The organism is Mycobacterium paraffinicum, from assembly GCF_025822865.1.
Lineage (GTDB): Bacteria > Actinomycetota > Actinomycetes > Mycobacteriales > Mycobacteriaceae > Mycobacterium > Mycobacterium paraffinicum.
In genome coordinates, this window is sequence record NZ_JACKUR010000025.1 from 497,507 (window position 1) to 514,693 (window position 17,187).

The window sequence follows — 17,187 nt, forward strand, 5'->3', positions numbered from 1 at the left end:
CCTGGGTCGGTCGCTGCGGTCACCCCACGCCCGCATACGAATGCAGGCCCACGGTCACCAGGTTAACGAAGAACAGATTGAAGACCATGGCCACGAACCCCGCGACGTTGATCCAGGCCGCCTTCCTGTCCCGCCAGCCCGCCGTCGACCTGGCGTGCAGGTATGCGGCGTAAATCACCCACGCGACGAAGGACACCGTCTCCTTGGGGTCCCAGCCCCAGTACCGGCCCCAGGCCTCCTCGGCCCAGATCGCCCCGAAGATGACCCCGAAGCCGAACACCGGGAAGGCGAAGATCGTGGTCCGGTAGGCGACGCGGTCCAGCGTTTGCGCGTCGGGAAACCGCCGGACGATCCGGGCCAGGGCGCCCTCGGCCCCGGGTTCGCCCAGCCGAGACGTACGCAGCAGGAAGAGGATGCTGGCGATGCCGGCGACCATGAACACCCCGGAGCCCAGGCTGACCACCGACACGTGGATGGGCAGCCAATAGGACTGCAGCGCGGGCATCACCGGCGCGGCGTTGGTATAGAGCCAGCGGCCGGACACGGTGAGCAGGATCAGCACCGGCACCAGCAGGAAAACCCACAGCGGGCGGTACTGCGGGCGGCGCAGGACGAAGGCCCCGGCGAGCAGGGCGCACATGCAGGTCAGGTTGATGAACTCGTACATGTTGCCCCACGGCGGCCGCAGGGTGGCCAGGCCGCGCAGCACGATGCAGGCGAGCAGCAGCCCGACGCCGAGGTAGACGACGGCCAGCCCGGCCCGCCCCACCCGTTCGTCCACCGGCCGGCCGGGCGCCTCCTCGACGATGCCGGGGGTGAAGCTGTCGGAGGAAACCGAACCGACCAGCATCTGCTCGCGCCGGTCGACGCGGCGGCCGCCGGCGTAGGCCAGCTCGAAGGCCAACAGCAACAGCGCGATGACGAGCGCCACCACGGCCGAGGTGTACGCCCAGTCGGAGTACCGCGCCAAGCCGATGTTGACGTGCACCGTGTTCATTTGACGTCCACCTGAGAACTCCTTTTGGACGCGGGGGGCTTGGGTGACTGCGCCGTTCCGGGCTCAGCCAGGCCGGTGAGCACCCGCTCGGTCAACCGCTCGAACTCGTCGCCCCAGCCGGAGTTGTCGGTGCGCGCCAGCCCGCCCAGTTCGACGTTCACCGTACCGGCCCCCGGGGTGAGCCTGACCCACACCCGGCGCCGGCGCACCAGCAGCGATACCACCAGGCCCGCCATCATCGTGATGGCGAAGACCAGCACCCAGGCCTGCCCGGGGTCGTGGGACACCTGCAGGTTGACGAACGGCACGGCGCCGTCGAAGCGGACGACGGTGCCGGCCGCCGGGCCCGCCTCGATCCGCACCTCCTGCCCGGCGCGCAGGTTGACGCGCTTTTCCCTGGTCAGCCGGCCCTGCTGGATCAGCCGCGGGTCGAGCGTGAACAGCGATTGCGGTCGCCCGGTGTCCAGCCCGGTGTCGCCGCGGTAGATGTCGACGGCCACCGCGGGGGCGTTCAGCGCCGGGAAGCGCGACGACAAGAGCGTGCCGTCGAGCTGCTCGGTCGGGGCCAGCAGGCCCTGGATCGCGATCTCGTGCTGTCGGCGATCGGCGGCGTTGGGATAACTGCCGGCGGGCGGGTCGATGCGCGCCACCCCGGACGAGAGCAGGGTCTGCGGGTTGTCGGGCCGCCATTGCACGGTCGACGAGCGCGTCTGACCGTCCGGGAAGGTCACCGTGAAGGAGGGCGCGTAGCCGTGGCCCTGCAGGTACACCCGGTCACCGCCGACCCGCAGCGGGTGGTTGACCTCCAGGAGGTAGTGCCGCCAGCTGTTGGCCGCCAGATCGTGCCCGGCCTGGTAGTCGATGTCGGCGGCGAACGAGGTGGCCTGCCCGGACGGCAGGTAGTGCGCCTGAAAGTCGTTGACGCGTATGCAGATCGGGTTGAGCGACGTGCCGTCGACGGTGTTGCCGGCGCGGAACGAATCGAATGCGGCCGGCGAGGCCGAGCAGAAGCCCGGGCCGGAGTCCGCGATCACGATCACGTTGCCCTCGTAGCCGAACAGCTTGCCGACGGCCACCGCGACCAGCAGGCCCAGCAACGAGAAGTGGAAGGCGATGTTGCCGAACTCGCGCAGATAGCCCTTCTCGGCGGACACCTCGACGGCTTCGCCTTCGTGCCGGATGGCCGTGCGCCAGCCGCGCAGCCGGCCGGTGATCTCGTTCGCCAGGGCGTTCAGCTCGTCGGCGTCGGCCGCGATCTCGGCGCTGGCGTGCTTGGGCAGCCGGGCCAGGTTGCGCGGGGCGGCCACCGGGGTGGCGCGCAGGCTGCGGGCGTGCTCGATCATCCGCGGGGTCAGGCAGCCGACCAGCGAGACGAACAGCAGGACGTAGACGGCGGTGAACCAGAAGCTGGAGAACACGTTGAAGGCCTGCAGCCGATCCAGCCATGGCCCGATGACGCGGTGGGCCTTCAGGTAGTCGTCGACCTTGCCGGCGTTGAGGCTGCGCTGCGGCAGCAGCGCCCCGGGGATCGCTCCCAGCGCGAGCAGGAACAGCAGCACCAACGCGGTGCCCATCGACGTCAGCGCGCGCCAGGTGTTGCGGGCCCAAGCGAGAACTTGCCTCAAATCGGCAGCCTCACGTCGGACACGAAGGCGTCGCGCAGCCACGAGACGAAGTCGTTCCACGCCCCGCTGACCAGCAGCGCACCGACCGCGATGAGCAGCGCGCCCCCGAAGATCTGGATGGCTCGGGTGTGGCGGCGCAGCCAGCCCAGCGCCCCCACCGCGCCCGCCGAGCCGAAGGCCAGCAGCACGAACGGGATGCCCAGCCCCAGGCAGTACGCGATCACCAGCGTGATCCCGCGGGCCACGCTCGCGCCTTCGGTGGCCGAGGCCACGGTGATCACGCCGGCCAGCGTCGGCCCCAGGCACGGCGTCCAGCCCAGCGCGAACACCGCGCCCAGCAGCGGCGCCCCGGCGACCGTCGTCAGCTGCCGCGGGCTGAACCGCGCCTGGCGTTGCAGGGCGGGGATGAGGCCGACGAACACCAGCCCCATCACGATCGTCAGCACGCCACCGACCCGTTGCAGCAGCAGCTGGTTGGTGATCAGCGCGGTCGTCATGCCGAGGACGGCCACGGTGCCCAGCACGAACACCGTGGTGAATCCGGCGACGAACAGCGCCGCCGAGCCCGCGACCCGCCACCGCGCCGAGGGTGGGGCCTTGATGGCGCCGGGCGGCGGCTGCTCGTCCACGCCAACGACCGCGGCCAGGTAGGACAGGTAGCCGGGTACCAGCGGCACCACGCAGGGCGAGGCGAACGACACCAGCCCCGCCAGCAGGCACGCGCCGAGGGCCACCAGGAGCGGTCCGGCCGCGGCGATCTGGGTGAACCCGCTCACTCCTGGGCCACCTTCTGCACCACGGGCTGCAGGTCGGCCGCCAGCAGTTCGCGCAGGAACACCGCCGCGACCCGGTGCTGACGGTCCAGGACGAGCGTGGACGGGATCACGGTGGTCGGGTATTTGCCGCCGAACGCGATCAGCGTGCGCATCGCCGGGTCGTAGATGGAGGGGAACGTCACGTGCCGGTCGTTGACGAAGTCAAGCGCCGCCTGCCGGTTGCTGTCGCGCACGTCGATGCCGAGAAAGGACACCCCCTTGTCACGGGTGGCGTCGTACACCTGCTGCAGTTGGCTGACCTCGGCCCGGCATGGGCCGCACCACTGCCCCCAGATGTTGATGACGACGACGCGGCCGGCGAAGATCGGATCGTCCAGCGACAGCGGGTGAGCGGGGTCCGCCAGGTCCGGCCCGGACAGCGGGCCGGGGTGGCCGCGGCTGGACGGGGGGTGGTAGTAGATGTCGGTCTTTCCGCCGGGCGAGACGAATTCGAACGTGCCACCCTGCGCCACCGCGTCGCGACCGGAGGAACAGCCGGCAACCAGGGTCGTCAGGACGACCCCGGCCGTCGCCAGTCGCCGCATGACTATGGCGCCGCTCCTCTCCCCCGCAAGCGGGAGGTAACCCCACATCGCTTTCACGCTCTGCATCGTCGCCGGCGCGATCAAGCGCCCGCCGGTTCCTGGTACTCGACGTCGACCAGCCGCTCGCCCTCGTACACCAGGGTGGTGATCGAGCACAGCCCGCACTCGCGGCGCCGCGGGTCGTGCCACAGCCGCCGGCCGGTCAGGTGCAGCCGCAGTGTCCACACCGGCAGCTGATGGCTGACGCACACGACCTCGCTGCCGGCTGCGCGGGCGCGGGCCTTGTCCACCGCGGTCGTCATCCGCGCCGCGATCTCGGCGTACGGCTCGCCCCACGACGGGGTGAACGGATTGCGCAGCTGCCACCAGAACCGCGGGTCGCGCCAGGCGCCGTCGCCGGGACCGACGCGTCTGCCCTCAAAGAAGTTCGCCGATTCGATCAGGTCGTGGTCGGTGTCCACGGCCACGTCATGCTTGGCGGCGATGGGCGCGGCGGTTTCCTGGGCCCGCTGCAGTGGGGAGGCGACCACCGCGACGATGTCGCGGCCGGACAGCGCATCGGCGACCGCGGCCGCCTGCTCACGGCCCCGGTCGGACAGGTGGAACCCGGGCAGCCGGCCGTAGAGGACGCCGCTGGGGTTGTGCACCTCGCCGTGGCGCACGACGTGGACGCGGGTTTGCTCGGCCATCAGGGCTTGTCCTCCTGGGCGGCCGCGCGGGCCGCGTTGGGCAGGGCTTCGGCGATCCGGTCGAACGCCGCGTCGTCCAGCGCCGCCGAGACGAACCATGCCTCGAAAGCACTGCAGGGCGGGTAGACACCCGCGTCCAGCAGGGCGTGGAAGAACGGCGGATAACGCCACGTCTGGCTGGCCCGCGCGGACGCGAAGTCGGTCACCGGGGCGTCGCCGAAGAACACACTGAGCATGTTGCCTGCCCGCGAAAGTTGGTGCGGCACAGCGGCGCTGGTCAACGCTTCGGAGAGCAGGCCGGCCAGCCGGTCGGCGTTGGCGTCCAGCGCCGCGTAGACCGCGGCGTCGGCGGCGCGCAGCGTCGCCAAGCCGGCGGCCACCGCCACCGGGTTGCCCGACAGCGTGCCGGCCTGATACACCGGCCCCAGCGGCGCCAGCCGCTCCATCACCTCGGCGCGCCCACCGAACGCGGCCGCGGGCAGTCCGCCGCTCATCACCTTGCCGAAGGTGAACAGGTCGGCGGCGACGGGATCGATTCCGTACCAACCACTTCGGCTGACCCGGAACCCGGTCATCACCTCGTCGACGATCAGCAGCGCGCCATGCTCGGCGGTGATCGCGCGCAGTCCGGCGTTGTAGCCGGCGGCCGGCGCGACGACACCCATGTTGCCCGGGCTGGCTTCGGTGATCACCGCGGCGATCTGGTCGCCGAATTCGGCGAACGCCCGCCGCACGGCGTCGATGTCGTTGTACGGCAACACAATCGTGTCGGCCGCCGCCGCGCCGGTGACCCCGGGCGAGGACGGCAGGCCCAGTGTCGCCACTCCGGAGCCCGCGTCGGCGAGCAGCGCATCGGCGTGGCCGTGATAGCAGCCGGAGAATTTGACGATCTTGGGCCTGCCGGTGAATCCGCGGGCCAGCCGGATCGCGCTCATCGTCGCCTCGGTGCCTGAGTTGACCAGCCGTATCCGTTCGACCGGCGCCACCCGCTCGATGATCTCGGCGGCCAGCCGGCTCTCCCCCGGCGTGGGCGCGCCGAACGACAGTCCGGACGCCGCGGCCGTGGTGACGGCTTCGACGACGGCGGGGTGCGCGTGTCCGAGGATCATCGGGCCCCAGGAACAGACCAGGTCGACGTAGCGATTGCCGTCGGCGTCGGTGAGCCAGCACCCGCGGGCCTCGGTGATGAAGCGCGGCGTCCCGCCGACCGCGGTGAACGCGCGCACCGGGGAGTTCACCCCGCCGGGGATGACGGCGCAGGCATCCTCGAACAACCGGGCCGACGCCGCCGTCGTCGCGGCGTGCGCGGTTGCCTGGTCACTGCTTCCCATGACAACCAGTGTCCCAGCCTCCGCGGCCGGTTCAACTACAGGGTGTAGCAGGAAGGGTTAGTCGTCATATTGCTGGTCGGCTTGTTGGGCGGCCTGGAAGTGATGGCGAGCGGCTTCGCGCTCCTTTTCCGCCGCGCGCCGGTGCGCCTCGACGTCCCCGAGGCCCTCGACGACCGCCAGCTCGTGGACTTCGGCGGCCCGCTCGTGCGCGGCGGCGGCCTCGTAGTGGCGGTCCCGGTCGCGGCGGTGCGCCTCCTGGTCCCGCTCGTGCGCATGCTGGGCGCGGTCGGTCGCGCGCTCGACGTCCTCGGAGGTGATGGGCTTGCGCGCGGCCAAGTCTCGGCCCCTGCGCAGCAACTCCTCGGCGCGCTGGGCCGCTTCGTTACCTGGCGAGTCGCCCATGTTCAGACACTAGACCCGATCGCAGCCAAGAGTTGGGTTGATGCCCGGCGGCGCAGGCGAGTTGGATAGCGGTATGCAGATGCCGCAGGGGCTCGCCCGGTTCAACCGTCGCGTCACCAATCCGGTTCAGCGGCTGTGGGCCGGCTGGCTGCCACCGTTCGCCATCGTCGAACACGTCGGCCGCCGCTCGGGCAAGCCGTACCGCACCCCGGTGAATGTCTTCAGCACGGACGTCGACGGCAAGGCCGGGGTGGCGATCCTGCTGACCTACGGCCCGGACCGGGACTGGCTGAAGAACCTGACCGCGGCGGGAGACGGCCGCATGCGCCGCAACGGCAAGAGCTTCGGCATCGCCGAGCCGCGAGTGGTCACCAAGGACGAGGCGGCCCGGTATGTGACGCGGGGCCGCTCGGTGTTCGCCCGACTGCCGTTCGAGCGGGCGGTCTTGCTCACCAGGACCGAGTGAGGCGGGGCCCGCACTCCCGGGAGGTCGTCAAACCCCGGGAGGCGTCCGGCGGGCCCGCGCGCGTCGTTTGCCCTCGTGCATCGCGGCCACCCGGGCGACCGGAATCGCGCGGCCCTGCTCGATCAGATCGTCCGGCAGACGCTGCGGATCCGGCATGTGCTCGGCCCACGGGTCGCGCCCGGCAAGGGCATCGATCGCGGTGTGCATGGTGAAGTCGCCGGGGCGGGCGGAATCGAGATCCGACCAGGCGAGCGGGAAGGACACCGGCATCCCCGGGCGCAGGCGCGGGCTGTAGGCGGCGACGACGGTCGCCCCGCCGGCCCGGGTGGAGTCGACGAACACCTTGCCGGCGCGGTCGGCCACGATGAAAGCCGTTGTCGCCCTTCGTGGGTCAAGCGCTTCGACGCGGGCGGCGAGCGCCCGGGTAGCCGCCGCGACGTCGTCCACCGCAGCGGTGCCGTCGACCGGTACGAAGACGTGAAGCCCCTTGGCGCCGCTGGTCTTCACCGCGCCCGCCAAGCCGCTGTCGGCCAGCGCCTGCCGGACCAGGTGCGCGACGCCGACCACGGCGGAGAAGTCGTCGTCGGCCGGCGGGTCGAGGTCGAGCACCAAATGGGTGGGCCGACGCAGGTCGCCGGCCGGTCCGAGCGACGGGTGGAATTCGAGGGCGCGCTGATTGGCCAGCCAAAGCAGCGTCCGCAGGTCATCGCAGACGACATAGTGCACTTGGCGTTTCGATGCTTCGGCCCATACCGGGACGGTCGTCACCCAGGCCGGTGCGTATTTCGGCACGTTCTTCTGCATGAACGCGGCTCGGCCCCGCAGCAGGCGCAGCACCGTGAGCGCGCGACCGGCCAGGACGGGCAACATTCGGTCGGCGACCGCCTCCAGGTAGTCGATCAGGTCGCGCTTGGTGGCTCCGGCGTCCGGGCTCAGCGGCTGGTCCAGGTTGGTCAACTCAACGCCGGCGCGCCGCTCGTCGGCTGTCATGACACACCGATCGGCGGTCCACACCAGCCGCGACGGGACCGACGCCACGCGGCGCGGTTCACGGCGTGGGTCACATGGCAGAACACTAGGTCATCAGTCGACTCGTTCAACCGAACGCCAGCCGGCGCAGCACGCGCAGAAAGACGTTTCGGTCGCTGGTGGACAGCTGCGCAAGCCAGCGCTCCTCGCCGGTTTGGATGTCGCGCTGCGCGGCACTCTTGATCGAACGTCCGGCGCTGGTGATCGCAAGCAGGCGCACGCGACGGTCATCGGGATCGGGTGAGCGCTCGATGTAGCCGCGCTCCTGCAGTTCGTCGAGCGTGGGAATGATGCGCGTCTTGTCGGCGCCGATCGCCTCGGCGAGGGCCGCCTGCGTGCGGATCGGCGAGCCGTCAAGGGCGCTGAGAATGACGTAACCCCACATCGACAGGCCGTGCGCGGTCAGCACCGGCCGCTCGGCGGCCACGGCTTGACGGGTCAGCGGCACGAGCATTGCCGCAAGATCTGGACGCGTCGACTTTCGTGCCATGCCGTGATGATAGACATTGGCATTTTATACGCATTGTCACATCATCTGCGATCGCCTATTATTTTGCCCGTACCGGTTGGGCCTGCCGCGCCTGCCATCTGACATTGAGCTGTCCATGACCACAACCCAACCCGGCGACGTCCTGGCCAACGCTGACGATGGCCGGTCATCCTCGGGTGGGGTGAAACCGGCCGGCCAACCGCCGATCACGCCCGGCGCCGGACTCATCAGCACCGACTGGCTGCCGGGCCCGTCCGACTCGACCCGGCTCCCGGTTGTGGTGAGTTTCACCGACTTTCATACCGAATCCGAGAAGGACTGGCAACAGGTCGCCGAACTCGGTATGAAGCTGGCGGAAAGCTGGCCGATCATGCACGGGGCCGTTGGGCTGTGGCTCTGGGGCAAGCCCGCGGAGTGGCGCGGCGGATCGCTATCCGTCTGGGACAGCAGAAGCGATTTGCGCCGCTTCATCCGTTGGCCGGTGCACGCCGACATCGTGAAGAACTGGCGGGGACGGGTGCGGGTGGAATCGGTGATTTGGACTGACGAGCGGTTCGTCTCGACCGTGACATGGCGTCGCGCCGAGGAACACATGCGGATGCCCCGCCCCGCCACCCGGCCCGAGGCCTAAGCTGCCTACTCCCCCGCGGGGATCGCGCCGCGACTACCGATTCGGCCGCGGGCGCGGGCGGCGAAGTACACCCCGATCACCACCGCCCACGACAACAGGCTGAGCCAGAGCTGGCTGCGCGCCGAGCGGTCGAAGGCCATCTGCACCAGCACGGCGGTGATACCCGCCAGGGTGAGGATGGACAACACCGGGAAGAACCACATCTTCACCCGCAGCTTCTCGGCGGGGGTGCGGCGGCGCAGGATGATCTGCGAAAGCGCGATCAGCCAGTAGACGAACAAGATGATGGCGCCCGAGGAGTTGAGCAGGAACAGGAACACGGTGTTGGGCGCGACGCGCGCCATCACGACGCAGCCGAACCCGACCGCCGACGAGCACAAAATCGCGATGTGCGGAACGCCACGCCCGCTCAACCTGACCAACCGCGTCGGGGCCTCGCCCCGCTCGGCAAGCACGAACAGCATGCGCGACGCGGTATACAGTCCGGAGTTCAGGCAGGACAGCACCGCGGTGAGCACCACGGCGTTCATCACCTGGTCCGCGCCGCGCAGCCCCAGGTGGTTCAGCGCGGCCACGTAAGGCGACGCGCCGAGTTCCACGGAGTCCCAGGGCAATATCGCCACCAGCAGGAACACCGACCCCACGAAGAAGACGCCGATCCGCGCGACCACCGATCTGGTGGCCTTCTGGACCGCCAGTTCCGGGTCCCGGCTTTCCGCGGCGGCCACGGTGACGATCTCGGCGCCGACCATGGAGAAGATCACCACCACAATGGCGGCGAAGACGGCCCCGACGCCCTTCGGGAAGAAGCCGCCGTGCGCGGTGAGGTTGGCCAGCCCGCCGTGATGGCCCGGTACGAGTCCCAGGACGAAGGCCGTGCCCACACCGAGGAAGATCACGATGGTCGCGACTTTGATTCCGGCGAACCAGAATTCGAACTCACCGAAGGATGAGACGGAGAACAGGTTGGTCGCTGTCATCAAGACCATCAGGCACAGCGACAGCAGCCACAGCGGCGCGTGAAACCAGTAGTTGAGGACCTTCCCGCCGGCGACGGCCTCGAAGCCGACCACGATCACCCAGAAGTACCAGTACAGCCAGGCAACCGAGAAACCCGCCCAGCCGCCCAACGCCTTGACCGCGTAATCGGCGAACGATCCGGTCGACGGGTCCGCGGCCGCCATCTCGCCCAGCATGCGCATCACCAGGACGATCAGCAGGCCGCACAGCGCGTACGTCAGAAACGCGGCGGGGCCGGTGTCTTTGATCACCACACCCGAGCCGACGAACAAGCCGGCACCGATGACGCCGCCGAGGGCGATCATGCTGAGCTGGCGCTGCGACAGCCCTTGGCGCAGTTGCGGAGTGCTAGCCATGCCGGTCGGTGCAGCGCTGCTCAGTCGAGGCGGGTGGCCACCACCGACCACACCGGGAGGTGCACCCGGTGGTCTTCCAGCAGGGGGTCGATGACGCCCAGGCGGTGTACCAGCGGCCGCATCCGCTGCAGGATCTCGCCCTGCTGCTCGGACGCCAGCGTCTTCATGGCGTCGAACGTCTCCTTGAGGAAGCGGGCCTGGTAGGTCGTGCTGCCCAGGTAGTCGATGCGCCATCCGTTGCCGCCGAACACCCGCTCGAAGTTGTCGGCGGGTATGGCCGTCCACTGCAGGCCGTTGACGTTGTGGGGGCTGAATTCGAACATGTACAGCCGCGCCCCGGGCCTGGTGGCCCGGTGCAGCGCCTGCGCGTAACGCGTCTGGGTGTCCTCGTCATTCAGGAACACGTGGTAGAACGCGCTGTCCACCACCGTGTCGAAGCGGCCCTCGAACCCCTCGAGCCTGGTGGCATCGGCCACCTGGAAATCCACCTGGACCCCGGCCCGCTCGGCGTTGCGCTTGGCGCGCTCGATGGCCGAGGGTGAATCATCGATTCCGGTTGCCGAATATCCATGCGCCGCAAAGTGAATGGCGTGATAGCCGGGGCCCGTACCGGGATCGAGTACCTCGCCGCGGATCCCGCCGTACGCCACCAACTGCTGCACCGCCGGCTGCGGGCCGCCGATGTCCCAGGGAATCCGCCCGTCGGTATGCTCTGCCTCGTCGTACAACGGCTCGAAACCGGCGACGTTCCCGTCAGTCATTGCCTTCTCGCTTCCTCGCGACTCCCGACGGGAACGACACTAGTGCGAAGTCAGCTCAAAGATGTAGGTCTTGCTCGCGGATCAGTGCCGTGGCGAGCACGCTGATGACGGCCGTCGCCACCAAATAGCCGCACGCCAGCCAGGGCGCGCCGCCGAGGGCCGCGATGAGCGCGGTCACGATCATCGGGGTAACCCCGGAGGCGTAGATGCCCGAGAACTGATACACGAAGGACAGACCGGTGTAGCGAGTGCTGGTGGGATACAGCGACGAATACAAGGTGCCCTGGGCGCCGTAGAACAGCGCGTGCACCACACCGAACACGACGATCAGCGCCACCGCGAACCAGGCCAGGTTCTTGGTGCCGAACAGCGCGAAGGCGGGGAACGCCGCGATGCCATAGCAGGCCACACCGGCCAGATACACCCGGCGGGCGCCGAACCGGTCGGTCAGCGCCCCGGACACCGGCAGCAGCACCGCCATCAAGAGGGCGGCGATGGTCACCACCACCAGCACCGACACCCGATTGAAGCCCAGCGCCCCGGTTGCGTAGCTGATCGCGAAGACGCCCCAGGTGTTGAACGCCGAGCCCTCGGCCCAGCGAGACAGCAAGCCCAACACGGTGTTTCGCCGCGAGCGGGGTTCGCGGACGATCTCGCGGATGGGCACCGTGGCCGTGGCCTGGAGCTCACGCAGTTCGCGGAAGGCCGGTGTCTCCTCGACCCGCAGCCGCACCACCACGCCGATCACCACGAGCACGAGGCTCAGCAGAAAGCCGATGCGCCAGCCGTAGGCGAGAAACCGGGCCGGACCCAAGGCGATCTGCAGAAACGCGAAGATGCCTGTGCCCAAAGCCAATCCGTGCGCCAGACCGATCTGGGGGATCGCCCCGAAGCGGCCGCGCCGGCCTTCGGGGCTGTGCTCCACCGCGAGCAGCACGGCACCGGCCCACTCGCCGCCAAGGGCGAAACCCTGCAAGATCCGCAGCGCCAACAGCAACAGCGGCGCCCACACTCCGATCTGGGCGGCGGTGGGCAACACCCCGATCAACGCCGTGGCGACGCCCATGATGAGCATGGTCAGCGCCAGGCTGCGCTTGCGGCCGATCCGGTCCCCGATGTGGCCGAACACCAGCCCCCCGACCGGCCGCATGACGAACCCGACGGCGAACGTCGCGAAGGCCAGCAGCGTGCCGACAAGTGAGCTCTCGCTGGGAAAGAAGACCTTGTTGAACACCAGGCCCGCCGCGGTCGCGTAGAGGAAGAAGTCGTACCACTCCACGGTCGTGCCCAACAGGCTGGCCGCGACGACGATGCGCAGCCGCCCGCGTTGCTGCGCTGCGGACTCTCGACCGCGCCGGCGCTCGCGTCGAGGCCTGCGCCGGTCGCCGGCGCGGGCAAGGTGGCGGCCATGGCCTTAGTGGGCCGAGGCGACAGCGAACGGCGTCGCCGATGCCGGGTGCGACTGGCCGGTGGGCCGGCTGGGATGACGCCACAAGCCCATTCGCTCCAGCAGCGGCAGGACGCCCTCGCCGAACCAGTAGGCCTCTTCCAGGTGCGGATATCCCGACAGGATGAAGTGCGTGATGCCGAGTTTGGCGTATTCGGCGAGCCGTTCGGCGACCTCGGCGTGCGACCCGACCAACGCGGTGCCCGCCCCCCCGCGGACCAGCCCCACGCCGGCCCACAGGTTGGGCCCGACCAGCAGCCGGCCGCTGCTGCCGCCATGCAGGTCCAGCATGCGGCGCTGGCCCTCCGATTCGCTGCGGGCCAGGCTGGCCTGCACCCGCTCGACGTCGGCCGGGTCGACGGCGGCCAGCAGCCGGTCGGCCTCGGCCCACGCCTGTTCGGACGTGTCGCGGCTGATCACATGAATCCGCAAGCCGTACTGCAGGATTCGGCCGGCGTCCACGGCCAGCCCACGGATCCAGTCGAGCTTCTGTGCGACCGCCGAGGGCGGCTCACCCCAGGTGAGGTAGACGTCGCTGTGTTTGGCGGCGACCGGGCCGGCCGCTGCCGACGATCCACCGAAGAACACCGCCGGCACCGGATCGGGCGGATTGTTCAGCTGCGCGCCCTCGACGCGAATGTGCTCTCCCGCAAAGGTGACCGGCTCCGATGAGGTCCACAGTTGGCGGACCACGTGCAAGAACTCGGCGGTGCGCGCATAGCGCGCCTCTTTGCCGAGAAAGTCCCCGTAGGCCCGCTGCTCGTGCGGTTCGCCACCGGTGACGACGTTGAGCAGCAGCCGACCGCCGGAATGCCGCTGGAACGTTCCGGCCATCTGGGCGGCCAGGGTGGGGCTCAGCAGCCCGGGCCGGAAGGCGACCAGAAACTTCAGCGTCTCGGTCGCCTCGACCAGCATCGCCGTCGTCAACCAGGCGTCCTCACACCACAATCCGGTGGGGGTGAGCACCGCCTCGAAGCCATTGTCTTCGGCGGCCGCACAAATCTGGTGCAGGTACTTCAGCGTGGCGGGCCGGTCCCCGGACATCGACGTCCCGTGTCCGCCCGCCACCAGGTTCCGGGAATCACCGTAGGTCGGCAGAAACCAATGGAACGCCAGACTCATCCTCAATCCTCTTTCACTCCACGACGCCAGACACGAAAGCTCCATCCTGCGAAACTTGCGTCCGACACGGGAGGGTTGAAACCGTCGAGATTGCATCCCCGTCCGGCAGCCGTGGCGCCGCGGCGGGCGGCGTCCTCCGGGGGCATCGACCCTCCCCGCCCCATACCCGTCTTTTCTCTTCTGGCACAAGGGAATAGCAGCGCGCGGTGATGCGGCGCAACTCGGCCGCTGGACCCACCCGCCGGTGCACCACAGGTAACCGGTTCATGACCGATCGGTCACGCGAGATCACACAAATATTCCATTTCGGCGTGGCTCGGGCAGGAATGCCCGGTCAGCGCGGCATTATTGCGATCATGCCTGACCTGACACGCCGGGCGGTGCTGAGAATGGGAGCCGGCACCGGCCTGGGAGCCGCTGGCGTGTTCGCCTTAAGCGCCCTGCTCGATCCGGTCAGGCCGCTAGCCGCGACGTTGCCGCAGGCTCCCGCGCCGTTCGAGCCGTCGGCGGCGAGCAGCAACCTCCCCACCAAGCTCACGGGTTCGTTCGTCTCCGCCGCCCGTGGGGGGGTCAAGACGAATTACGTGATCGCGCTGCCGCCGGGCCAAACCGGGATGTTGCGACCCGTGATCGCCCTGCACGGCAAGGACGGCGACGCGAACATGATGCTCGACTGCGGCGTCGAGAGGGGCCTGGCCCAGCTGGTCAGGGAGGGCAAGCCGCCGTTCGCGGTGGTGGGCGTCGACGGCGGCAGCGACTCCTACTGGCACAAACGGGCCGACGGCACCGACTCCGGCGCCATGGTGCTCGACGAGCTGTTGCCGATGCTGTCGTCGATGGGTTTCGACACCTCCCGGGTGGGCTTCATGGGCTGGTCGATGGGGGGCTACGGGGCGCTGCACCTGGGCGGCAAGCTGGGGCCGGCGCGGACCGCGGGGATCTGCGCGATCAGTCCGGCGCTGTACACGTCGTTCGCCGAGAGCGCCCCCAAGGCGTTCGACAGCGACGACGACTTCACGCAGAACAGCGTGCTGGGCTTGCCGGCGTTGTCGCAGATCCCGCTGCGCGTGGATTGCGGCACCTTCGACCGCTTCTATCCCGCCACCCGCCAATTCGTCAGCCAACTCAAAACGCCACCGGCAGTCAGCTTCACGGTCGGCGGACACGACATGACCTGGTGGCGGCTCATGTTGCCCGGCGAGCTCGCCTGGATGGCGACCTAGCGGAAACCCGATGAGCATCCGGCCGAGCGAACTGCCCACCCGCCCCGAGCAGCGGGCGGTGAAGCGGACCGGATTTCGCCCCGACATCGAGGGCCTGCGGGCGGTCGCGGTCATCGCGGTCGTGCTGTACCACGCCGGCCTGCCGGGGGTAGCCGGCGGCTACATAGGCGTGGACGTGTTCTTCGTCATCTCCGGGTTCCTGATCACCGGGCTGCTGGTCCGCGAGGTCACCAACACCAATACCGTTGCGCTGGGACGCTTTTACGCGGCGCGCGCCCGTCGCCTGCTGCCCGCCGCGGCCGTCGTCGGCGTTGTCACCGCCATCGGTGCGGCCGTGGTGCTGCCGCCGCTGCAGGCGCGCAGCGTGTTCCTCGACGGCATCGCCACCGCCCTCTATGTCGGCAACTACCGGTTCGCCACCCAGGGCACCGACTACCTGACCGCGCACCTGGCGTCGCCGTTCCAGCACTACTGGTCGCTGGGCGTGGAGGAGCAGTTCTATCTGGTCTGGCCGGTCCTGATCATCGGCACGGCCTGGCTGGTGCGGCGCATCCCGGCGCTGCGGGGCGCGGCACCGTACGCGGTGGTCCTGGGAGTGGTCGGGGCGGCGTCGCTGGCGGCGGCCGTGCTGTGGACCCGGACGTCGCCGCCCTGGGCGTTCTTCTCGCTGCCGACCCGCGCCTGGGAACTGGCCGCGGGTGGCCTGGTGGCCCTGTCGATCCGGCACTGGCGTCATCTATCGCTGCTGACCGCGTCGATCGCCGGATGGGGCGGCCTGACGCTGATCCTGCTGACTTGCACGCAGCTGGACGCTCGGACCCCCTACCCCGGCACCGCGGCGCTGCTGCCGGTCCTGGGCACTGCGCTGGTCATCGGCGGCGGCAGCGTCACCCGCGGCCTGGGGGCAGGTCGGTTGCTGTGCCGGCCGGCGATGCGCGCGGTCGGCCGGATCTCCTATTCCTGGTACCTGTGGCACTGGCCGGTGCTGCTGCTCATGCCGGCGCTGCTCGGTGAGCCCGCCGGCCTGCCGGCCAGGCTGACCGCGACGGCCGTCTCGGCGGGGCTCGCCATGATCACGCTGCACCTGGTCGAAAACCCCGGCCGGTTCGCCGCCGCCCTGCGCCGGTCGGCGAAGGCGAGCCTGGCCGTCGCGGGCGCCGCCAGCGCGGCAGCCGCGTGTGCCTGCGTGCTGCTGCTGAATGTGGTGCCGGTGCCGATCGGTCACGGGGTGGCCGCCCCGCGGGCCAACATCCTCGCGGTGCCTCCCACCGCCGCGCCCAACGTCAGCCCGCAGGAGGCGGCGGTGCGGGACGCCTTCGCCCAGGCCCGCGCGGCCGTCGCCGCATCGGCGAACCTGAAGGCCGTCCCGGTCAATCTGGATCCCCCGCTCGCCAAGGCGCCCGCCGACAAGGCCGCCGTCTTCGTCAACGGCTGTGTGCGCTCCTGGCGCGAGGTAGGTCAAAATGATTGTGCCACAGGTGATTTCGCGTCGCCGACGACCGTCGCGTTGATCGGCGACTCGCACGCCGCCATGTGGGACCCGGCGTTCCAGCAGGTCGCCGAGCAACGGCACTGGCGGTTGGAGACGCTGGCCAAAGTGACCTGCCCGCTGCTGGATCTGCACATCCTCAGCCCTTACCTGGGCCGCGAGTACACCGAGTGCGAGCAGTGGCGCGGCCAGATCATGGGCCGCCTGGCCGCCGAACACCCACGCCTGGTCGTGGTCGACATGAGCCGGCGTTACGGCGCCGACTTCAGCTTCACCTCCTACGACCCCGCCTGGATCGACACGCTGGGCCGGACCGTGGCGCAGTTGCGCAGCACCGGCGCGGCGGTACTGATCCTGGGGCCCGCCCCGGATCCCCATTCCTCGGTGCCCACCTGCCTTTCCGCCCACCTCGACGACGCCGGCGCCTGCGCGCCGGCGCGGGCCGCCGCGGTCGATGACGACGGCATCGGGGCCGAACGGGCGGCAACCACGGCCGGCGGCGGTCAGTACGCCGATCTCACCGACTTGTTCTGCACCCCCGACCGCTGCCCGACGATCGTCGGCAACACCCTGGTGTTCCGCGACGACAACCACGTGACGACCGAGTACGCGCAGTTGCTCGCGCCGGTGATGGGCGCGCTGGCGGACCGCGCCCTGGCGGGCGGGTGAACGGCAATGAACTTCCGGTGGTCGATGAACGTCATATCAGCAAAGGGTTTTGGGAGGTTGTGGGGATGACTCCGCTGCTG

General features: G+C 69.7%; 16 protein-coding genes and 1 pseudogene. 4 read left to right on the forward strand and 13 right to left on the reverse strand.

The window, feature by feature from the left end:
* Nucleotides 1-19: 19 nt before the first annotated feature.
* The 7 genes from ccsB to H7J89_RS16930 all read right to left on the reverse strand — a co-directional run bounded on the left by ccsB (nt 20) and on the right by H7J89_RS16930 (nt 6,404).
* A complete protein-coding gene (ccsB, locus tag H7J89_RS16900) occupies nt 20-997 on the reverse strand; it encodes a c-type cytochrome biogenesis protein CcsB (protein ID WP_264044780.1) in 978 nt (325 codons plus the stop codon).
* On the reverse strand, nt 994-2,571 hold the full coding sequence (locus H7J89_RS16905; protein WP_264044902.1) for a cytochrome c biogenesis protein ResB: 1,578 nt from the start codon (nt 2,569-2,571) through the stop codon (nt 994-996). The genes ccsB and H7J89_RS16905 overlap by 4 nt, the downstream gene beginning before the upstream one ends.
* A gap of 47 nt (nt 2,572-2,618) precedes the next feature.
* Complete coding sequence (locus tag H7J89_RS16910) at nt 2,619-3,398, reverse strand: cytochrome c biogenesis CcdA family protein (RefSeq protein ID WP_264044781.1); 780 nt, start codon at nt 3,396-3,398, stop codon at nt 2,619-2,621.
* Nucleotides 3,395-3,982 carry a TlpA disulfide reductase family protein gene (locus tag H7J89_RS16915; RefSeq protein ID WP_264044782.1) on the reverse strand — a complete coding sequence of 196 codons (588 nt, stop codon included), beginning with the start codon at nt 3,980-3,982 and terminating at the stop codon, nt 3,395-3,397. The genes H7J89_RS16910 and H7J89_RS16915 overlap by 4 nt, the downstream gene beginning before the upstream one ends.
* Nucleotides 3,983-4,062: 80 nt before the next feature.
* Nucleotides 4,063-4,671 (reverse strand): histidine phosphatase family protein, encoded by a 609-nt coding sequence (locus H7J89_RS16920; RefSeq protein ID WP_264044783.1) that lies wholly within the window; start codon nt 4,669-4,671, stop codon nt 4,063-4,065.
* Nucleotides 4,671-6,002 carry a glutamate-1-semialdehyde 2,1-aminomutase gene (hemL, locus tag H7J89_RS16925; RefSeq protein WP_264044784.1) on the reverse strand — a complete coding sequence of 444 codons (1,332 nt, stop codon included), beginning with the start codon at nt 6,000-6,002 and terminating at the stop codon, nt 4,671-4,673. Before hemL ends, H7J89_RS16920 begins: the two co-directional genes overlap by 1 nt.
* A gap of 57 nt (nt 6,003-6,059) precedes the next feature.
* Nucleotides 6,060-6,404, reverse strand: a complete 345-nt coding sequence (locus tag H7J89_RS16930; RefSeq protein WP_264044785.1) for a hypothetical protein — start codon at nt 6,402-6,404, stop codon at nt 6,060-6,062.
* Between the two features lie 73 nt (nt 6,405-6,477).
* Here H7J89_RS16930 and H7J89_RS16935 point away from each other — a divergent pair, with 73 nt between their 5' ends.
* Entirely contained in the window at nt 6,478-6,870 is a 393-nt protein-coding gene (locus tag H7J89_RS16935; protein ID WP_264044786.1) for a nitroreductase family deazaflavin-dependent oxidoreductase, read from the forward strand.
* Nucleotides 6,871-6,897: 27 nt separating this feature from the next.
* Here H7J89_RS16935 and ligD read toward each other — a convergent pair whose 3' ends face one another.
* Together ligD and H7J89_RS16945 are read right to left on the reverse strand one after the other, a co-directional pair.
* Nucleotides 6,898-7,860, reverse strand: a complete 963-nt coding sequence (gene ligD / locus H7J89_RS16940; protein ID WP_264044787.1) for a non-homologous end-joining DNA ligase — start codon at nt 7,858-7,860, stop codon at nt 6,898-6,900.
* 106 nt (nt 7,861-7,966) lie between these two features.
* Nucleotides 7,967-8,389: a MarR family winged helix-turn-helix transcriptional regulator gene (locus H7J89_RS16945; protein WP_264044788.1), complete on the reverse strand. Its 423-nt coding sequence runs from the start codon at nt 8,387-8,389 to the stop codon at nt 7,967-7,969.
* A gap of 115 nt (nt 8,390-8,504) precedes the next feature.
* On the opposite strand from H7J89_RS16945, the gene H7J89_RS16950 reads away from it, so the two are divergent.
* The gene (locus H7J89_RS16950) at nt 8,505-9,020 is read left to right on the forward strand and encodes a hypothetical protein (RefSeq protein WP_264044789.1); all 516 of its coding nucleotides are present in this window, start codon (nt 8,505-8,507) and stop codon (nt 9,018-9,020) included.
* 5 nt (nt 9,021-9,025) lie between these two features.
* Here the strand turns inward: H7J89_RS16950 and H7J89_RS16955 are convergent, their stop codons facing one another.
* The 4 genes and pseudogenes from H7J89_RS16955 to H7J89_RS16970 form a co-directional block, all read right to left on the reverse strand.
* Entirely contained in the window at nt 9,026-10,396 is a 1,371-nt protein-coding gene (locus tag H7J89_RS16955) for an amino acid permease (RefSeq protein WP_264044790.1), read from the reverse strand.
* 20 nt (nt 10,397-10,416) lie between these two features.
* Nucleotides 10,417-11,157 (reverse strand): class I SAM-dependent methyltransferase, encoded by a 741-nt coding sequence (locus H7J89_RS16960; protein ID WP_264044791.1) that lies wholly within the window; start codon nt 11,155-11,157, stop codon nt 10,417-10,419.
* 55 nt (nt 11,158-11,212) lie between these two features.
* A pseudogene (locus H7J89_RS16965) lies at nt 11,213-12,567 on the reverse strand (MFS transporter).
* 4 nt (nt 12,568-12,571) lie between these two features.
* Nucleotides 12,572-13,726 (reverse strand): LLM class flavin-dependent oxidoreductase, encoded by a 1,155-nt coding sequence (locus H7J89_RS16970; protein ID WP_264044793.1) that lies wholly within the window; start codon nt 13,724-13,726, stop codon nt 12,572-12,574.
* 356 nt (nt 13,727-14,082) lie between these two features.
* Between H7J89_RS16970 and H7J89_RS16975 the strand changes: the two genes are divergently transcribed.
* Together H7J89_RS16975 and H7J89_RS16980 are read left to right on the forward strand one after the other, a co-directional pair.
* On the forward strand, nt 14,083-14,949 hold the full coding sequence (locus tag H7J89_RS16975) for an alpha/beta hydrolase (RefSeq protein WP_276042161.1): 867 nt from the start codon (nt 14,083-14,085) through the stop codon (nt 14,947-14,949).
* Between the two features lie 10 nt (nt 14,950-14,959).
* Nucleotides 14,960-17,107, forward strand: a complete 2,148-nt coding sequence (locus H7J89_RS16980; protein WP_264044794.1) for an acyltransferase family protein — start codon at nt 14,960-14,962, stop codon at nt 17,105-17,107.
* Nucleotides 17,108-17,187: the final 80 nt, after the last annotated feature.